This window comes from Lentilactobacillus otakiensis DSM 19908 = JCM 15040 (genome assembly GCF_001434145.1).
GTDB classification, from domain to species: Bacteria; Bacillota; Bacilli; order Lactobacillales; family Lactobacillaceae; genus Lentilactobacillus; species Lentilactobacillus otakiensis.
Map to the genome: position 1 here is coordinate 623,523 of NZ_AZED01000014.1, position 17,384 is coordinate 640,906.

Below are 17,384 nucleotides of genomic sequence, written 5' to 3' on the forward strand. Positions count from 1 at the left end.
AAATCCCCTTTCTATGCACCCTGCTGCCGAATTTCGTTCACCAAATGAAGCTTGCCGCGACAACGGCCACAAACGTACTTAACCAAATTGATTCTTCGTCTTCTATGATACTCCAAGCCACAATGTTCACAGCGATAAATATACTTAATTTGCGAAGTCTTGGTTTGAGTACGCGGCGCATATCGGGAACCGCCAACTGCTTTAAGCAGCTGCTTAAACTGTTTGGTATTGTGCTTGGCACTATATCCAGCCAAATGAAGATGATAGTGACACAACTCGTGTTTGATAATACCAATCAGAACCTCATGTGTTGTGCCGTCATCCATCCGCGGATTGATATCAATGTTGTGATCATCCAAATGATAACGGCCGCCAGTCGTCTTTAAGCGGCTATTGAAATAGGCACGATGGGTAAATGGTTTCGCAAAATATTTGATGGAAATATGTTCAACTAGTTGCTGTAATTCTTGATCAGTCATTAATTATTTGTTCACCTAACCTTCAGGATCCACCATGGTTAATTGGATGCGGTGACGATCAAGGTCAACCGATTCAATCCAAACCGTCACAATGTCGCCGACTGACGCCACTTTACTAGGATCTTTAACGAATGTATTGCTCATTTTTGAAATGTGGACCAGGCCGTCCTGCTTCACACCAATATCAACGAACACACCAAAGTCAACAACGTTTCTAACGGTCCCTTGGAGTTTCATCCCCGGCTTCAAATCTTCCATGGTCAAAACATCTTTTCTGAGCAATGGTGCCGGCATCTCATCCCGCAGATCTCGGCCTGGGGTTTCAACGCCCTTAATGATGTCTTTTAAGGTCGCGGCCCCAACGCCAACCGTTTGGGCTTCCTCGTTCAAATTAAGGTTGCTTAAGGCATCCGAAACGGCTGGCTCACCGAGTTGGGTAATTGTCAGGCCGTGATTTTTCATCAATTTTTTGGCAGCCGAATAACTTTCCGGATGAATATCGGTGTTATCCAAGGGATTTTTCCCGCCAATGATTCTCAGAAAACCGACTGATTGCTCAAAAGCCTTGGGGCCAAGCCGCGGTACCTTCTTCAAATCTGCTCGAGCACTGAATTCACCATTTTCATTGCGGTATTTGACAATATTCAAACTGGTCGTTTTGGTCAACCCAGAAATGTGGACCAACAGATCAGGACTGGCGGTGTTCAAATTGACACCGACCCGGTTAACCGCCGTTTCCACAACTTGGTCCAGCTGTTCACCCAGCTGCTTTTGAGGCACGTCGTGTTGGTATTGGCCGACACCGATTGCCTGGGGATCAATTTTAACTAATTCAGCAAGTGGATCTTGAATTCTGCGGGCAATGCTGACAGCGGACCGCTGTTCAACACTAAAGTCAGGAAACTCGTCTCGGGCAACCTGACTGGCAGAATAGACTGACGCACCCGCCTCATTTACAATTACGTAATAAATCGGCGTTTTTATTTCTTTAATTGCATCGGCAACAAACTGTTCGGATTCTCGACTAGCAGTTCCGTTACCGATTGCAATCATTTCAACATGATTTTTATTGATGAAATCAATGAATAATCCCTTGGCAGCTTGACGTTTAGCTTCACTGGCAGGCTTGTGTGGGTAAATGACGGTCTTGTCCAAATACTTACCATTTTGGTCAACGACTGCCAACTTACAGCCGGTTCGGTAAGCTGGGTCAAAGCCCATGACAATTTTACCCTTCAAAGGTGCCTGCATAAGCAAATTATACAAATTTTTACCAAAAATATCGATCGCATGATCTGCCGCAATTTCAGTCAGTTGCTTCCGAATTTCACGTTCGATTGCTGGACCGATAAATCGGTGATAGGCATCTTCAATTGACTCGGCGACCAGATCCGCCGCAAAGCCTTGATGATTGCGAACGGTATTGGCCTTTAAATGCCACATAATTGGGGCTTCGTTGACCTCAATTTTGACAGATAAAACTTTTTCTTTTTCCCCACGATTGATCGCCAAGGTTCTAAATGACGGAATCGATTTAATTGGTTGATTAAAGTCATAGTACTGTTGGTAAGTGCCCTCTTCGTCCAGGTCTTTGCCGCCACGTTTAACTTTGACGACTAATTCGCCATATTGTTGCGTATTATTCCGGACCCATTCACGAAAATCGGCACGGTCGCCCGCGTCCTCAGCAATAATTTCATGAACACCGGCAAATACCGCCTCGGTATCAGGCAAATCCTTATCGGGATCAATGTATTTTGGTGCCTGTTCCTTTAAATCGGAGGCAAATGCCATCGCTGCCTTGGCAAGTGGCCCCAAACCGTTTTCTTTGGCAATTGTTGCCTTAGTGCGTCGCTTTTGTTTGTAAGGCAAATAGAGGTCCTCAACTTGTTGAAGAACCGGTGCGGCCTCAATTTTCTTTTTGAGTTCAGGTGTCAGCGCTTGTTGCTCATCAATGATTTTGATAACTTCTTGTTTCCGTTTGTCCAAAGTTTGGATGCGGTGAGCAGCATCTTGAATATCTCTAATTTCAACTTCATCAAGATTGGAAGTTCGTTCTTTTCGATACCGAGCAATAAATGGAACCGTGTCGCCCTCGTCTAACATCTTCAAGGTTTCAACGATTTGTTTTTCTCGGATATTTGGTAGGTCATGTTGAATTTTGTGTGCTAATGTGTTGTCCATGTTTTCACCTCAAGGAATAATTATACCAGAGTGCAACGAGAACCGGGAGATGCGATGTCTAAGCCGGCTTGGGTTTAGACCCATACTTGGATTTGGACCCAGGTCAGCTTAAAAGTTAGCATCTGGTTCAACGGCGCCCGTTTTTCATCAAAAAATAAAAACAACCCAGAGGTTACTGACAAAAAACTTGTCGAGCGCCTCTGGGTTGCTTATTTTTTATTTTGGGAAATATCTTAATGAGATGGGTTTGTGGCGTGCTTTTTGGGGAAATACGTTTGTTGTGTGCCAATTTTATCTAGTGGAAACGTGCTCCGACGGGCCTGATGCTAACTTCTAAGCCAACTTTGATTCAAACCCAAAGCCGGGGTTTAAACCAAAGTTACCTTAGAAACCGCGTCACCCAGCCCTTGTCGCACTCTAGATTTCTCCCATAATCCTCGTCGTCGTACTCGACACCTTGGCGATGCTGTTTTCCTGGTCTTTTTCCGACTGGTTGAACTTGTCAGCGTCCACAGTCGGTTTATCAGGGTCAATACTGTCAGTCATTGCCTGGCATGCATTGGCATAGTCTTCATAATGGCGAACCAACAATTTGTGCTTTCCCAGCAACTTCACTGGTACTGCCACCTGCTGGAGCTTATTGACATTATCCTGATATTTGTCGGTTCCAGCTTGGAAATGATCCTTAATGCCCTTTAATTGGTCGCTGGTTAAATCCGCAACCGAACTATTATCGATCGCTTTTCTCAGCGTCTCATAATCCGCATTTAAATCCTCACCATTTTTTGATGTATCATCAATGACATCCGAAACTGTTTTTGCATATCGCTGCATATCTTGTGGTTTCAAAATATCAGCCTCCATTCATTTTTATTTATGGGAAATGTGTCTCTGAACATATTTTACTACTTCTGTTACCACAACGATCATAAAGCCACCGAAGACTACCACCAACCACTGGGAAGCAGTCAATGCAGTTACGTGGAACATTTCGTTAAAACCTGGAACGACAATGGTCATGATCAACAGCACGGCCGATCCAAGTAATGCCCAGTTGAAGAACTTGTTCTTAAACATCCCAATTCTAAAGATGGATTCATGAATCGTCTTTGAATTAAAGGCGTGGAATAACTGGATTAATCCCAGCGTAGCGTAAGCCATGGTCAAGGCATCGGCATGCGCCAACGCGTCTGAGGCATGAACCGGATTGGTAATTGCAAACGCGTAGACGCTCAAGGTAATGAAACCTTCAAAGAAGCCTTGATACAAAATGTTACTCATAATCCCACCAGAAAGGAAGTTCGACGAGCGCCCTCTGGGTTTGCGCTTCATAATTCCCGGTTCAGCAGGTTCAACCCCTAAAGCAATCGCTGGGAAAGTATCGGTTACCAGGTTAATCCAGAGAATTTGAACTGGTGCTAAAATCTGCCAGCCCATCATCGTCATCACAAACAGTGTCAAAACTTCACCCAAGTTGGCTGAAAGTAGATACTGCAGGGACTTTTGGATGTTGGCAAACACCTTCCGGCCCGCTTTAACCGCCGTAACGATCGTGGCAAAGTTATCATCAGCAAGCACCATATCTGATGCTTCTTTGGAAACTTCGGTCCCGGTAATCCCCATTCCAACACCAATGTCAGCCGTCTTGAGTGCCGGGGCATCGTTGACTCCATCACCAGTCATGGCAACAACCTTACCCTGTTTTTGCCAAGCTTTTACGATCCGAACTTTGTGTTCAGGTGCCACCCGGGCATAAACAGAAATGTCTGAAACTTCTTTATTGAACTGATCATCGGACATTTCATCCAATTGGGCACCGTTAATCACTTTGCCGCCAGGATTATCTCCCCGACCCAAAATTCCCAGCCGTTTGGCAATCGCCTGAGCAGTATCTTGATGGTCTCCAGTAATCATAATCGACTTAATTCCAGCTGATTTGGCCTCAGCCACCGCTTGGGCAACTTCAGGTCGTTCAGGATCAATCATCCCAATCAAACCAACGAAGATCATGTCGTGCTCTTGAGCAGCAGATGTGAGGTCAGTCGGCACTTCATTTACCGGTCGGTAAGCAAATGCCAAAACCCGCAGCGCCTGAGTGGCCAAACCATGATTCGTCTGGCTGATCAACTGTTTGTCGTCATCGGTAATATCTCGAACAGTCTCACCGTCTTGAATCTTGGTCACCCGTTCCAAAAGCTGATCTGGCGCGCCCTTCATGGTCATGAGAATGCTGTCGTCATCCATTTGGTTATAGGTTGACATGAGTTTTCGCTCAGAATCAAACGGAATTTCTGCCAAACGTTGATGATCAGTGACAAATTTTTGAACCGGTTGATCTTTGTTCAAATAAAACGAAACCAGTGCCGTTTCGGTTGGATCACCCGCTAATTCATTTCCCTGATATTTGGTATCGTTGTTCAGGACCATTATTTGAGTGAGCCGATCTTTTAGGGATAACTTGGTATCAGCCGAATCTTGAAGTTTTTCGTTTAAGAAAACCTTTTCGACGGTCATCTTATTTTGAGTCAAGGTTCCGGTTTTATCCGAGGCGATCACATCGGTACTACCCAACGTTTCAACGGCAGGCAGTTTCCGGATCAATGCCCGATGTCGAGCCATCTGCTGAGTTCCCAACGCCAAAGTCACGGTCACAATTGCTGGCAGTCCTTCAGGAATCGCAGCTACCGCTAACGAAATCGCCGTCAATAACATGTTAATCAGACTTTCTTGGCCACGCCACATTCCAACAGCAAAGACAATCACGGCAATAATCAAAATTAAGACGGTCAACATCTTACCTAATGACTTCAGATTCTCTTGCAATGGCGTCGTGGTTTCTTCAGTCGTATTAAGCATATGGGCAATTTTACCAACTTCGGTATTCATCCCCGTACCAATGACCACCCCGGTTGCCCGGCCTGAAGTCACGTTACTATTCATAAAGCCTAAGTTTTTTCGATCCCCTAGCGGTAAATCATTCTCAGTGATCGGATCCACCTGCTTGTTAACGGGCACAGATTCGCCTGTCAGGGCAGCTTCCTCAATCTTAAGGGAATTAGCCTCAGTCAAACGAATATCAGCAGGAACAACATCTCCTGCCTCCAGGAGCACAATGTCACCTGGGACAATGTCTTCACTCTTCACTGATATTGACTGATTATTTCGCAGAACCGTCGCCATTGGTGCGGACATTTCCTTTAATGAATCAATCGCATTCTCAGCTTTAGATTCCTGAAATACCCCAAAAATAGCATTCAGGATAACCACCGCAAGGATAATGACCGCGTCAACCGTTTCTCCGGCAAACCCGGCAATAATTGCCGCGATGATCAAAATGATGATCATTAAATCTTTAAATTGGGAAATAAACTTCTCGATCAGCGTTGTCCGCCGTTTTGAAGTTAACTTGTTGGCACCAAACTGCTCCCGACGGTCACGAACCTCCTGGTCAGATAAACCAGTCGGATGAGCTTTCATTTGGCTCATCACGTCGTCGACCGTTCTTTGGTAGAACATTTTTTTCTCCTGTGTCATAAACTTCCTCCTCTAAAAGAAAAGAGACCCACAAATTCCTCGCTAAAAGAATTCATAAGTCTCACCATTTAAGATTTATCCCGGAAATACGAGTATTTCACGTTGACGAGATAATCGCAATCGAAATTGCTGGTTACTCCCTTTATTTATCGTAATTATACCTAACCACTAATAAAATGTCACTAAAAATCTACTTCCAAAATGTATCATAAACGTTAATTGGTGTATGGCGTTTATGTTGAGTCTTGTTGTACCAGCCTTCGATGGTCTCGGCAGCCTTTTCAGAAACTTCGTGGCCTTCGAGGTAAGCATCAATATCTTGGTAGGTAACGCCGAGGGCAACTTCATCGGGTAATGCCGGTCGATTGTCTTCGAGATCAGCGGTTGGTGTCTTTTCATAGAGATGTTCTGGGGCGCCCAAGAGTTTCAATAATTGTTTGCCCTGTTCCTTGTCCAAACGCCAAAGTGGCGTAATGTCGGCGGCCCCATCACCGAATTTGGTATAAAATCCGGTAACTGCTTCAGCCGCGTGATCGGTTCCAACAACGGCACCAGATTGAGCGCCGGCGATGGCGTACTGAGCAATCATTCGTTGACGAGCTTTAATATTTCCTTTATTGAAATCATCAACTTTAATATGGTTTTCTTCAACTGAAGCCACGGCGGCGTCGACAGCTGCCTTGATGTCGACTCTGGCAACTTTATCAGCATTCATCCAGCTGATGGCTTCCAAAGCATCTGATTCATCGGCTTGAATCCCGTAAGGCAATCGAACGGCGATGAATTGGTAATTGGCATCGCCGGTTTCATCCCGCAGTTCGGTAATCGCCATTTGGGCTAATTTGCCGGCTAAGGTTGAATCCTGTCCGCCGGAAATTCCCAAAACCAATGTCTTCAGGAACGAAAACTTTTTCAAATAATCTTTCAAGAAGTCCACAGAACGGCGAACTTCTTGTCGTGGGTCAATGGTGGGTTTGACTTTTAATGCGTCAATGATTTCTTGTTGTTTGGCTCTCATGTGCATCCCTCGATTACAAATTTAGTATTTAATATCTTGGATATAACTTCGGATTTTCTCGATAATGTCACGTTTGTTATTCCAACATTTCTGTGATAAATCAACTGGATACTTTTGCGGATTCAATTCCCGCTTGTATTCAGGCCACAAAGATGCCAGCTCTTTTTCAGCGTAATGGACAATTTGCTTCAGGTTCGGTCGATCATAGATCAATTTGCCTTTTTCAAAAATTGGTTTCAGCAACGGTGTTGCATCGAAGTTCTCGACATTTTTGTTGATATAAGTGTAGTTTGGATGGAACATGAAGATTGATTTTTCTTTGCGTGGATCCTCATCGGCCAACGTCACGTAATCACCTTCGGACTTGCCGTCTTTGCTGTCGGTAATCCGCCAAACCTGCTTTTTACCAGGTGTCGAAACTTTTTCCGCATTACCGGAAATCTTGATGGTGTCGGTCATTTTACCATTATTATCCTCAACGGAAACCATCTTGTAGACAGCGCCCAGAGCCGGCTGATCAAAGGCAGTAATCACTTTGGTTCCCACACCCCAAACGTCAATCTTGGCTTGTTGCATCTTCAAACTGGCAATCGTGGTCTCGTCCAAGTCGTTGGATGCATAAATCTTAGTATTTGGATAACCGGCATTGTCAAGGACTTCACGGACACGTTTGGAGAGGTAAGCCATATCCCCTGAATCCAAGCGGACACCGGCAAAGTTAATCTTGTCGCCCATTTCATTAGCTACCTTGATGGCACTTGGCATGCCGCTTTTAAGCGTGTCATAAGTATCAACCAGGAAGACACAGTCATGATGGGTCTGAGCGTATGCCTTGAAAGCATCATAATCGTTACCAAATGATTCAACTAATGAGTGGGCATGCGTCCCACTGATTGGAATGCCGAACTTCTTGCCGGCTAAGACATTTGAGGTGGCGTTGAATCCACCAATGATGGTTGCCCGAGTTCCCCAAAGAGCAGCAGAAACTTCCTGAGCTCGGCGGGTTCCAAATTCCATCAACGGATCATCGCCAACCACCGTCCGAATTCGGGAGGCTTTGGTTGCAATCAATGTCTGGTAGTTCACCATATTCAAAATGGCAGTCTCAACCAGCTGACACTCACACAAACTCCCCTCAACTTGCAGAATCGGCTCGTTAGCAAAAACAATGTCGCCTTCGTAAGCAGATTTGATATTACCCTTAAATTCGAAGTTTCTTAAGTATTCTAAAAAACTATCCGGATAGTCTGTCACTTGTCGCAAATAATCGATATCATCATCAGTGAATTTTAAATTTTCAATATACTGAATAATGTGTTCAAGACCGGCAAACACCGCGTAGCCATTGCCAAACGGCAGTTTGCGGAAAAACACTTCAAAAACCGCCTTTCGATTCTCCATATGCTTTTCAAAGTATGTGGCCATCATGTTGATCTCATAAAAATCGGTATGAAGCGTTAAATTATCGTGTTCTGACATATTGTGTCAATATCCTCCCCGGAGATTTGTTATATAATTAGTATATATTCTATCATTTTTACGATTATTAACAAAAATAATCTCGTGATCGACATAAAATGAAATTTTAAGGAGCTATTATGGATAACCAAAGCACCACCAGAACAGTTGATATCTTGGGCATTCCGTTCTTTAATACCACCGAGACCGACTTCCAAGAAATCTTACATAACAAAATCAATGACCACACGAATACCTTTGTCGTTACCGCCAACCCGGAAATTGTCATGTACGCCAAAGCCAACCCGCGTTACGCTGAATTAATTCAGTCTGCCGACTACATTATTCCAGATGGCATTGGAATTATCATGGGCGCTAAAATGCTTAAAACACCGTTGCAGGAACGAGTAACAGGATATGATCTGTTTGTTCATTTGCTTGAATGGGGAAATGCGCATCAAAAATCAGCATTCTTCATCGGCGCCCAACCGGCAGTCATTCGCAAACTAAAAAAAGCCGTTCAGGAAAACTACCCATTTTTAACAATTGCCGGCACTCACGATGGCTATTTTGGTGATGATCGCAATATCGTTCGAGACATTAAGCGAACCAAGCCAGATATGGTCTTTGTCGCAACCGGTTACCCTAAACAAGAAGAATTTATTAACAAAAATCGCTCAACTGCTGATGCACTTTGGATTGGGATCGGCGGTTCATTTGATGTATTGACGGGCACAGTTAAACGCGCGCCGAAATCTTGGCAGCGAATGCATTTGGAATGGTTGTATCGAGTTGTAAAGGAGCCCAGCCGCTTTGGACGCTTGATGGTATTGCCGAAGTATTTGTGGCAGGTAATTAAACAAAAGTATTCACGGAAAAAATGAGGTGTTCTAGTGAAAAGCGTTTCGGCCAAGAATGTAACTATTTTTTTCATTGTCTTTCTAGTTGGGGGAATGATTTGGAACTTGATTGATCATGAAGCCATGATTCAAGACAGCCAATATGACCTATTGGGCATTTGGGCTTTGGGGTATGTGACCAGTTATCTACGTTTCTCCCGGATCAGCTTTTACGTTATCTATTTTGTGTTGTGGATGGTCGTTTTACGTCAAGTTGGTGGGTACTATGACTGGACTTCGTGGATTGTCTTTGCGTTTGTCGCAGCATTAATGAGCTGGATCACCGATTTGATTCGAAGCGTTTATGCAACTCGATATGACAAAGTGAAGAAGAAAAAATAAAGAGAGTGCGACGAAAGGCGTTTTGATCCCAGAGTTTAAGCCCATTAATTGATTATTCCTGGTTTTGGAATGATTGATTGATGGGCTTAAATGGCCGGGATCAGCCGATCGTTGCACGTTTTAGCTACATAACAGAGAACCACAAAAAACGAGCATGAGGCAAAAGTTTGCTCTTTTGTCCCATTCTCGTTTTATTGAATAAAAGATATTAATTTCATTTCCAACAATGGGTATGGTCTACCCTGGTCATCGGTGGGAAACCGTTTAACCGTCTGAAATCCCAAGTGCTTATAAAAGGCAAGTGCCTGGGTATTTTGTTCGTTAACGGTTGTTTGAGTCACGCCATACTTGACGATGCCAAGCTGAATCAGTTGCTTACCAATCCCTTGACCACGATGGCCCGACGCAACAAATAACATTTCAAGTTGGTTCTTATCAATCCCCATGAACCCAATTGGAGAATGTTCTGTATCAAACATCACAACCAATGTGGAAACAAATTTAAGGGCAGCCATCGCGTCTGGTTTAATCTGCTGTGTTTCTTCAGCTGATAAAAAATGATGCGTTTCATTGACTGAACTTTCCCACACGCGGATTAATTGGGCAAGGATTTTTGGTGTCCGATTTTCTCTTGAGATCAATTGAGCCTGCATACTTAACTCCTTGGGAATGTGATTGATGAGATACTTGCAATGGTTTTGCGTGTCTACTTTGAGGACAGCTCCGATAACCCTGATCGCTACACATAAGCGGTAAATGACAATTAATGAACAAAGACCGTTCATCAATTGCCATTTTCCACTTATGCACCGCGATCACCCGGGTCTCGTCGCTCACTCTTTTTCCAAATAAAACTCAAACCGATCGCCCACATATTGGGTTCTAACATACTCAAACGGTCTGCCATCCTGCAAATACGTGATTTGACGCAGCCTTAAAATGGCGTCACCCCGCTTGATATTGAGGTACTCTGCAATTCTTTCCGATGCCAGCATTGCTGAAACGGTCTGCTGGGCCTTGCCGATTTGCAGGTCCTTTTTTTGTTCCAAAGTTCGGTACAGTGAACTTGTCACTTCTGACTTCTCCAAGCCATCGACAATGTTTTCCGGAACCGTCGCCACTTCAAAACAAATCGGAATTTCATCCCCATATCGGATTCGTTCCATTCTCAGCACCGCTTGATCCTGTGTGATATTTAGCTTTTCCATTTCGCTCAATGATGGTTCCATCGTATGATACGAAATTGTTTTGCTGGAAGGTTGCTTACCCTGCGCCAGCATCAGATCAGTGAAACCGGTAACTCCTGACATCTTTTCTTGGACTTTTTGGTTGGCCACAAAAGTTCCCGACCCAACCCGGCGTTCCAAAATTCCTTCATCAACCAGGGTTTGAATGGCTTGACGTAACGTCATCCGGCTGACACCAAAGTCCGTCGACAATTCACGCTCAGAGGGAATTCGATCACCAATTTTCCACTTATTTGCTTCAATATTTCGTTTAATCTCGTTATGAATTTGAATATAAATTGGTAAACCCACTGATACCAACTCCCTTAGTCTTTATTCACTAATTTGCCATAACTATACGTTGCCATAAGGTCTAGGTGATTGTCAAACAAATTTAAATCGGCATCATACCCAGTCTCAAGGAATCCCTTCCCTTTGAGTTGAAATTCTTCGGCCTGATTGGTCGAGGTCATTTTGACCGCTGAGGCAATCGAACAGTTGGTAAACTGAATAATATTTTTAAATGCATGTGAAAATTTGAGAACCGATCCCGCCAAATGACCATTTTGAAGGATTGCGCGACCAGCGTGAACCCGGACCGGTTGGCCGCCAAGTTGATATAACCCGTCTGGTTCTCCCTTTGCCTCCATCGAATCGGTAATCAATTCCAATCGGTTGGGTCCAATTATCCGATAGGCAATTTGGACCGCTTCGGGAACCACATGAAAACCATCACAGATCAGTTCAACTTTGGCAGTCTTGGAGAGCATCGCATAGCCAACCACCCCGACCTCTCGATGATGAAGCCCACGTTGGGCGTTAAACAAATGCGTGATGTGCTGGGGTTGAACCTGTTGAAGCAACTCATGAGTCGCATCGGAGTGGCCAACAGCCATTTCAATCCCATGTTTTTGGCAATAGTCAAATGCAGATGTGTCAGTGCCCATTTCCGGAGCGTAGGTCAAGATCCTGACCAAGCCACCTGAAAGTTTGTTCCATTTGGCAATCTTGTTGGCACTTAACCGCTGAATCAAGCCAATCGGTTGTGCCCCATTATATTTCGGTGAAATAAACGGCCCTTCAAGGTGGATCCCCAAAATTTTTGGGTTCGACTGAGCAGCCGTTCTAATCGTCTGCATGCTGTTTGAAATTGCTTCGGCACTCTGGGTCATTGTTGTCAGAAAAACGCTTGTCACGCCTTCCTGAGCCATTTGGTCGACAATCCTGCTCACCACCTGGGGATCGGAATTCATTGAATCAGCCCCATAACCGCCATGAGTATGAACATCGATGAAACCGGGAACAACTGTCCGATCAGAAGCATCCAGAATCTGATCATCTTTCTGTTGCTGAAAATCACTCATTTCGCCAACTGATCGAATTTTTTGGTCAAACCTGAGATAACCGTCCCTAATCACACGTTTACCAGTATAAATTGTTGCATGAGTCAAAACTGTTAACATAACTTCTCCAAAATTAACGCTAATTTTTGCCAGTCGATTTAGCGATTGTTGCATCAATCCCCTTCACAACCGATGGCAGGAATCCCGCGTCTTCCATTGCCAGAATGCCGGCAATCGTATCGCCACCTGGTGAGCAGACTTTATCGATCATCTCAGCCGGCGTCTGCCCAGAGGCCATTAAGGAATGAGCTGATCCCAAGGTCGTTTGAGCAGCAATCTTAGTTGCCATTTCTTTGGTCAAACCGTATTTGACCCCGGCACGACTTAAGCTGTCAATGAAGAAGTCAACATAAGCCACTGCACTGCCCGAAATGGCACTAAAGGCGGCAAACTTGCTTTCATCAAGTTCACTGACACTGCCCGTTGCCTCATACATAGCAATCGCCTGTGCTTTTCGATCACCTGTCAAATTTTCGTTCGCTGCAACGGCAGTCATTCCCTGGCCAAATTCCGAGTTAATGTTTGGCAGACTCCGGAGAATTGGCAGGTTATAATCTGTCAATTCCTCTAGCCGATTTAAGGAAACGCCGGAAACAATTGAAATCAAGGTCTTGTTGGCCGAAAGTTCATCCCGAATTTCGGCTAAGACATCTGCGGCGATCGCAGGGACGACAGCCAAAACAACCAAGTCACTGTCTTTAACAACAGCCACATTGGTTGCTTCTGCAGTTAAGCCATATTGCGACGCATACTTTCCATAATGCGCCTTGTGGGCACTGTGTACCAAAATGTCTTGAGCGGGCACAAATTTAGCGTTCAGCAAGCCTTGAATAATTGCCTGAGCCATTGCCCCAACACCGATAAAACCAATCTTCATAATTTGCCTCCTTAATTTTCAATCGGACTATTCCAATTCTTCTAACTTTGACAATAGCGGAAAATGACTGATTTTGCAATATCAAATTGGTCGATATTTAAAAATACAAAAAACGCCCATGACGAGTTCCTATCGTCACGGACGTTTAGTAATTGGGCTAGCTGGGTTCGAACCAGCGCATCACGGGATCAAAACCCGTTGCCTTACCTCTTGGCTATAGCCCAATAATAAAAATGGAGGGGAGTGGATTCGAACCACCGAACCCGAAGGAGCGGATTTACAGTCCGCCGCGTTTAGCCAGACTTCGCTACCCCTCCAAAAGGGTGTTGCTATCAAACCAACGAATATAATAATACAAAATTTTAGCGATTTCGTCAAGCGCAATATTCAAAAAATCTCGAACGTTTTCAACTGATTTTCCCATTCAGAAATAAAATGATCGGTCTGCCATTCATTGTGACGGTGATTGTGGTACCCTACAGCGGCATTATAGTACGTGGTTGCCCCAATGGTGATTGGCTGAAGCCGTTGATGAATGTGGCCAAAAATAACCATATCGACCTGGTAGGCTTCAATTAATTTTTGAAATTTCAAGCTGCCCATCATCGCATTCGCCATATTCCAGAATCGAAAGTCATTCGTATAATGAATGAAATGCTGATTGGGAACAAAGTGCGTCATTATAATGACCTTTTTGCCTGCTAGTTTAGCGCTGTCGAGTTGTTTTCTCAGCTGCTCAATAACTATCCGCTCACGGTCGGGATCGCTCATAGGCTGCGAAATTAAGCCGTCTATCCAGTAAGCCATTTTCCAACGATGAAATTCGTCTTCCGTCTTATCCTCGTTAGTGGCAAATGTATAGTCATACCAACCGTTTATCCCGACAATTCGATAATCCGTTCCGGCAATATCCACAAACTGATTGTTGAGGTAACCTGGCCATCGCCCATTTTCAAGTTCATCATAGCTGACGCCTTTAATCATGTCATGGTTGCCGGCGATGAAGAAAACATGAATTGGCGAAACTTCTTCAGCAAGTTGATTGACATAATCAACCGATTTCTGGAAGTCATTGAATAAATCTCCGGCAATTAAGTAATAATCAACGTCATGAGACTTGAGATAAGCTGCCTGCTGTTTAATTGTTGGTGCCAGTGCAACCTTATTTAAGTCCAAGTGATTATCACTGGTTACGGCAATCTTTACCATCATCATTTCTCCCCAAAATAAAAATGTGCTATCCAGGTTAGGATAACACATTCATTCAATCTTGAATCTAATTGACACCTTCCATTAATCGCTTAATTGGTTTAACGAGGAATGCCAGAATAATTCCGGCAACAATGGCAACTAGTCCAACGATCAAGAAATAATTAATTTCATTTTCAGGTGTATAGAATTTAACAATTTGTGAGTTAACCGCCTGCCCGGCTGAATCAGCCAAGAACCACATACTCATCATTTGAGATTCAAATGCTTTTGGTGCCAATTTAGTGGTAACTGAAAGTCCAATCGGTGAAATCAGCAGTTCGGCCACTTCAACGATTGCCCAGCTTCCAAGCAACCAGAGTGGACTAACTTTAGCGGATGAACCGAATAGCATGACAGGTAACACCATGAATAAGTAAGACAAACCAGCAATCCACAATCCTAATGAAAACTTGGAAGGTGAACTGGGTTGCTTTTTACCAAGCTTAATCCACATCCAAGCAAAGAATGGTGTGTAAAGCATGATAAATAGTGGGTTCAATGACTGATACCAACCAGCAGGAATGTTGAAAATCCCAAAGAAGTTGTTGTTAGTCTGATTTTCAGCAAACAGTGCCAAAACAACTGATCCCTGCTCTTCGATTGCCCAAAAGATGGCTGCAGCAATGAAAAGTGGAATGTAGGCAATCACTCGTGATCGTTCAGTGTCCGATAATTTCTTACTAGAAATAATGATAATGAAGTAAATAATCGGTGTTGCGATCGCGATGATACTCAAAAGTGTAATGAATGAACTCAGTGACAAGCTGCCCATAGCCTGCATTAATAACAGAATGAGTGCAAAGACAACTACACCTAAGCCAATCCGAATAGATAACTTTTTAGCATCACTAGGTTCTAACGGATCGCTTGGGTAAAGACTTGAACTTGGCAAATGTTTTTTCCCACCGCGAATGTATTGAAGAAGTCCAAAGAACATTCCGATGGCGGCTAGTGAGAATCCAAGGTGGAAGTTCACATTAAACCCAAGCCAACTTACCAAAAGTGGTGCGACGAATGAGCCCAAATTAATACCAAATACAAAGATAGTAAATCCTGAATCACGTCGGGTATCATATTCGGTATACAGGCCACCAACCATTTCAGAAATGTTTGGTTTCAGCAATCCAGTACCAACAGTGATTAGCAAAATTGATGCAAATAATGCCGGTGCTCCCATTGGTAGTGAAAGTGCGATGTGCCCGAGCATAATCAAGACACCACCGTAAAATACTGTCCGCCGACTACCAAGAATCCGGTCACTCACAAATCCGCCGATAACCGATGTCAGGTAAACCAGAGAACCATAGATTGCCATTATTGAAGCAGCCAACGATTGGTCGAATCCAAGGCCACCTTTAGTAACGCTGAAATACATGTAGTAAAGAAGAATAGCACGCATTCCGTAATAACTGAATCGTTCCCACATTTCAGTGAAGAATAATGTGGAAAGTCCCCGAGGCTGACCAAAGAACGAGGCATCTGCCCGCCGTTCCTGGTCTGTTTGATCTTGTTGTTGCATGTGATACCCTCCAAAAAATAAATCTAATCTGATTAACAAAACAAGTTAATCAGATTAGATTATCGATTTTTAATTACTCCTGATCGTTATTACAAGAATAAATCATACAAATCATTATATGATAGATTGAATTTTAATTCAACATAGGTGAGACTCGGAAAACTTATATACAGTAAGAATTCAGCCAGATATCAACAATTGCGAATGCTGTTAATCGCATGGGAAAGACGCTGATATCCGTTCATTTTGCGTTTCTCAATAATGGGATAAACTTTTTAATAATAAATTCGATTGTCTCAGTGTTCATGAGTGTATCTTGAGCGTGTGTAAATAGTACGGAATAGTGAATACTTTCAGCTTCAGCGATCACTTTATTTTGATATTTATGTGCTTTAACCAGCCACTGATGGGCCACAACCATTTTTGAGTCAAGATTGTTTTCCCCTTCTCCTGAATTCATATCATTCATTACCTCAGACAAGATCTTCTTCGCATTCCCTGAGCATGTCAGCATTTGCATGGAAATCTGATTAAGTTGATCATCTGTCATTAAGCTGCCTCAACAGGACTCAATTTTTCCATGATTAATTTAACAAGTTTCTCTCCATTTCCCCAACCATAAATTTCGTCAGGAATCGTTTCAACAGGCGTGTCCTCGTCGAACAAATGAAGCTCCTCATCGTGATACGTAGCTTGTGGTGCCACGAGTACCAGTTCAACATCTTTATCTGAATAGGAAGCTGCATGATCAATGTCAGTTGCATTTAACTGAATGTGAGCATCATACAATTCAATAAAAGGTTGTGCTGCTTTAACCAGGTAATGACTAGAAATGCCGTTTTCACAAATCAACAATACTTTTTTCATTTTTTCCACTCCCAAGTAATTTATATTTACCAGTACAGCATACTATATTTTTATATATACCACAAGAGGATATTATTAGATTATATCTCCCACGAGCTGGTATTATTAAGCTTGTGATCATTTATCTTTGTATACCAATGCTCAATATAGCATATATACCAATTTATGATTTTGCTGACGTCTGCTCATAAATGTTTGTGGGCGATTACACTAAAAAAGGATACTACCGAATTTTCATTCGATAATATCCTCTATTTCTCTCGGTGATACGTTATGCCGACTGCAGGCACAAGCTCCCCTTACAAACGTTGATATAAAGGCATTTAT

General features: G+C 43.4%; 16 protein-coding genes and 2 tRNA genes. 2 read left to right on the top strand and 16 right to left on the bottom strand.

Annotated features, from left to right (window positions below):
• Positions 1-11 precede the first annotated feature (11 nt).
• From FD05_RS10620 to FD05_RS10645, 6 genes are all read right to left on the bottom strand, one after another.
• Positions 12-479, bottom strand: coding sequence for a SprT family protein (locus FD05_RS10620; RefSeq protein WP_020279946.1), 468 nt, complete (start codon positions 477-479; stop codon positions 12-14).
• Positions 480-494: 15 nt separating this feature from the next.
• Positions 495-2,663, bottom strand: a complete 2,169-nt coding sequence (locus FD05_RS10625; RefSeq protein WP_020279945.1) for a Tex family protein — start codon at positions 2,661-2,663, stop codon at positions 495-497.
• A 417-nt stretch (positions 2,664-3,080) separates the two neighbouring features.
• Positions 3,081-3,512, bottom strand: a complete 432-nt coding sequence (locus FD05_RS10630; RefSeq protein ID WP_039932212.1) for a hypothetical protein — start codon at positions 3,510-3,512, stop codon at positions 3,081-3,083.
• A gap of 21 nt (positions 3,513-3,533) precedes the next feature.
• Positions 3,534-6,197: a calcium-translocating P-type ATPase, PMCA-type gene (locus tag FD05_RS10635; RefSeq protein ID WP_020279943.1), complete on the bottom strand. Its 2,664-nt coding sequence runs from the start codon at positions 6,195-6,197 to the stop codon at positions 3,534-3,536.
• A gap of 190 nt (positions 6,198-6,387) precedes the next feature.
• Positions 6,388-7,215 (bottom strand): ammonia-dependent NAD(+) synthetase, encoded by an 828-nt coding sequence (nadE, locus tag FD05_RS10640; RefSeq protein ID WP_020279942.1) that lies wholly within the window; start codon positions 7,213-7,215, stop codon positions 6,388-6,390.
• 21 nt (positions 7,216-7,236) lie between these two features.
• On the bottom strand, positions 7,237-8,694 hold the full coding sequence (locus tag FD05_RS10645; protein WP_020279941.1) for a nicotinate phosphoribosyltransferase: 1,458 nt from the start codon (positions 8,692-8,694) through the stop codon (positions 7,237-7,239).
• Positions 8,695-8,813: 119 nt separating this feature from the next.
• Here FD05_RS10645 and FD05_RS10650 point away from each other — a divergent pair, with 119 nt between their 5' ends.
• Positions 8,814-9,557, top strand: a complete 744-nt coding sequence (locus tag FD05_RS10650) for a WecB/TagA/CpsF family glycosyltransferase (protein ID WP_020279940.1) — start codon at positions 8,814-8,816, stop codon at positions 9,555-9,557.
• A gap of 9 nt (positions 9,558-9,566) precedes the next feature.
• The gene (locus tag FD05_RS10655; protein ID WP_039932211.1) at positions 9,567-9,914 is read left to right on the top strand and encodes a hypothetical protein; all 348 of its coding nucleotides are present in this window, start codon (positions 9,567-9,569) and stop codon (positions 9,912-9,914) included.
• Positions 9,915-10,105: 191 nt separating this feature from the next.
• Here FD05_RS10655 and FD05_RS10660 read toward each other — a convergent pair whose 3' ends face one another.
• The 10 genes from FD05_RS10660 to FD05_RS10705 all read right to left on the bottom strand — a co-directional run bounded on the left by FD05_RS10660 (position 10,106) and on the right by FD05_RS10705 (position 17,057).
• Complete coding sequence (locus tag FD05_RS10660; RefSeq protein ID WP_020279938.1) at positions 10,106-10,567, bottom strand: GNAT family N-acetyltransferase; 462 nt, start codon at positions 10,565-10,567, stop codon at positions 10,106-10,108.
• Positions 10,568-10,747: 180 nt separating this feature from the next.
• A complete protein-coding gene (locus FD05_RS10665; protein WP_020279937.1) occupies positions 10,748-11,452 on the bottom strand; it encodes a GntR family transcriptional regulator in 705 nt (234 codons plus the stop codon).
• Positions 11,453-11,466: 14 nt separating this feature from the next.
• The gene (gene nagA / locus FD05_RS10670) at positions 11,467-12,603 is read right to left on the bottom strand and encodes an N-acetylglucosamine-6-phosphate deacetylase (RefSeq protein ID WP_020279936.1); all 1,137 of its coding nucleotides are present in this window, start codon (positions 12,601-12,603) and stop codon (positions 11,467-11,469) included.
• 19 nt (positions 12,604-12,622) lie between these two features.
• Positions 12,623-13,420, bottom strand: a complete 798-nt coding sequence (gene proC, locus FD05_RS10675) for a pyrroline-5-carboxylate reductase (RefSeq protein WP_020279935.1) — start codon at positions 13,418-13,420, stop codon at positions 12,623-12,625.
• A 152-nt stretch (positions 13,421-13,572) separates the two neighbouring features.
• A tRNA-Gln gene (locus tag FD05_RS10680) sits at positions 13,573-13,644 on the bottom strand.
• A 10-nt stretch (positions 13,645-13,654) separates the two neighbouring features.
• Positions 13,655-13,737: transfer RNA gene (locus FD05_RS10685), tRNA-Tyr, on the bottom strand.
• 70 nt (positions 13,738-13,807) lie between these two features.
• The gene (locus FD05_RS10690; protein ID WP_039932209.1) at positions 13,808-14,629 is read right to left on the bottom strand and encodes a metallophosphoesterase; all 822 of its coding nucleotides are present in this window, start codon (positions 14,627-14,629) and stop codon (positions 13,808-13,810) included.
• Between the two features lie 67 nt (positions 14,630-14,696).
• Positions 14,697-16,190 (bottom strand): peptide MFS transporter, encoded by a 1,494-nt coding sequence (locus FD05_RS10695; RefSeq protein WP_020279932.1) that lies wholly within the window; start codon positions 16,188-16,190, stop codon positions 14,697-14,699.
• A 241-nt stretch (positions 16,191-16,431) separates the two neighbouring features.
• Positions 16,432-16,740 (bottom strand): PTS sugar transporter subunit IIA, encoded by a 309-nt coding sequence (locus FD05_RS10700; RefSeq protein ID WP_020279931.1) that lies wholly within the window; start codon positions 16,738-16,740, stop codon positions 16,432-16,434.
• The gene (locus FD05_RS10705; protein WP_020279930.1) at positions 16,740-17,057 is read right to left on the bottom strand and encodes a hypothetical protein; all 318 of its coding nucleotides are present in this window, start codon (positions 17,055-17,057) and stop codon (positions 16,740-16,742) included. Before FD05_RS10705 ends, FD05_RS10700 begins: the two co-directional genes overlap by 1 nt.
• Between the last annotated feature and the right edge of the window lie 327 nt (positions 17,058-17,384).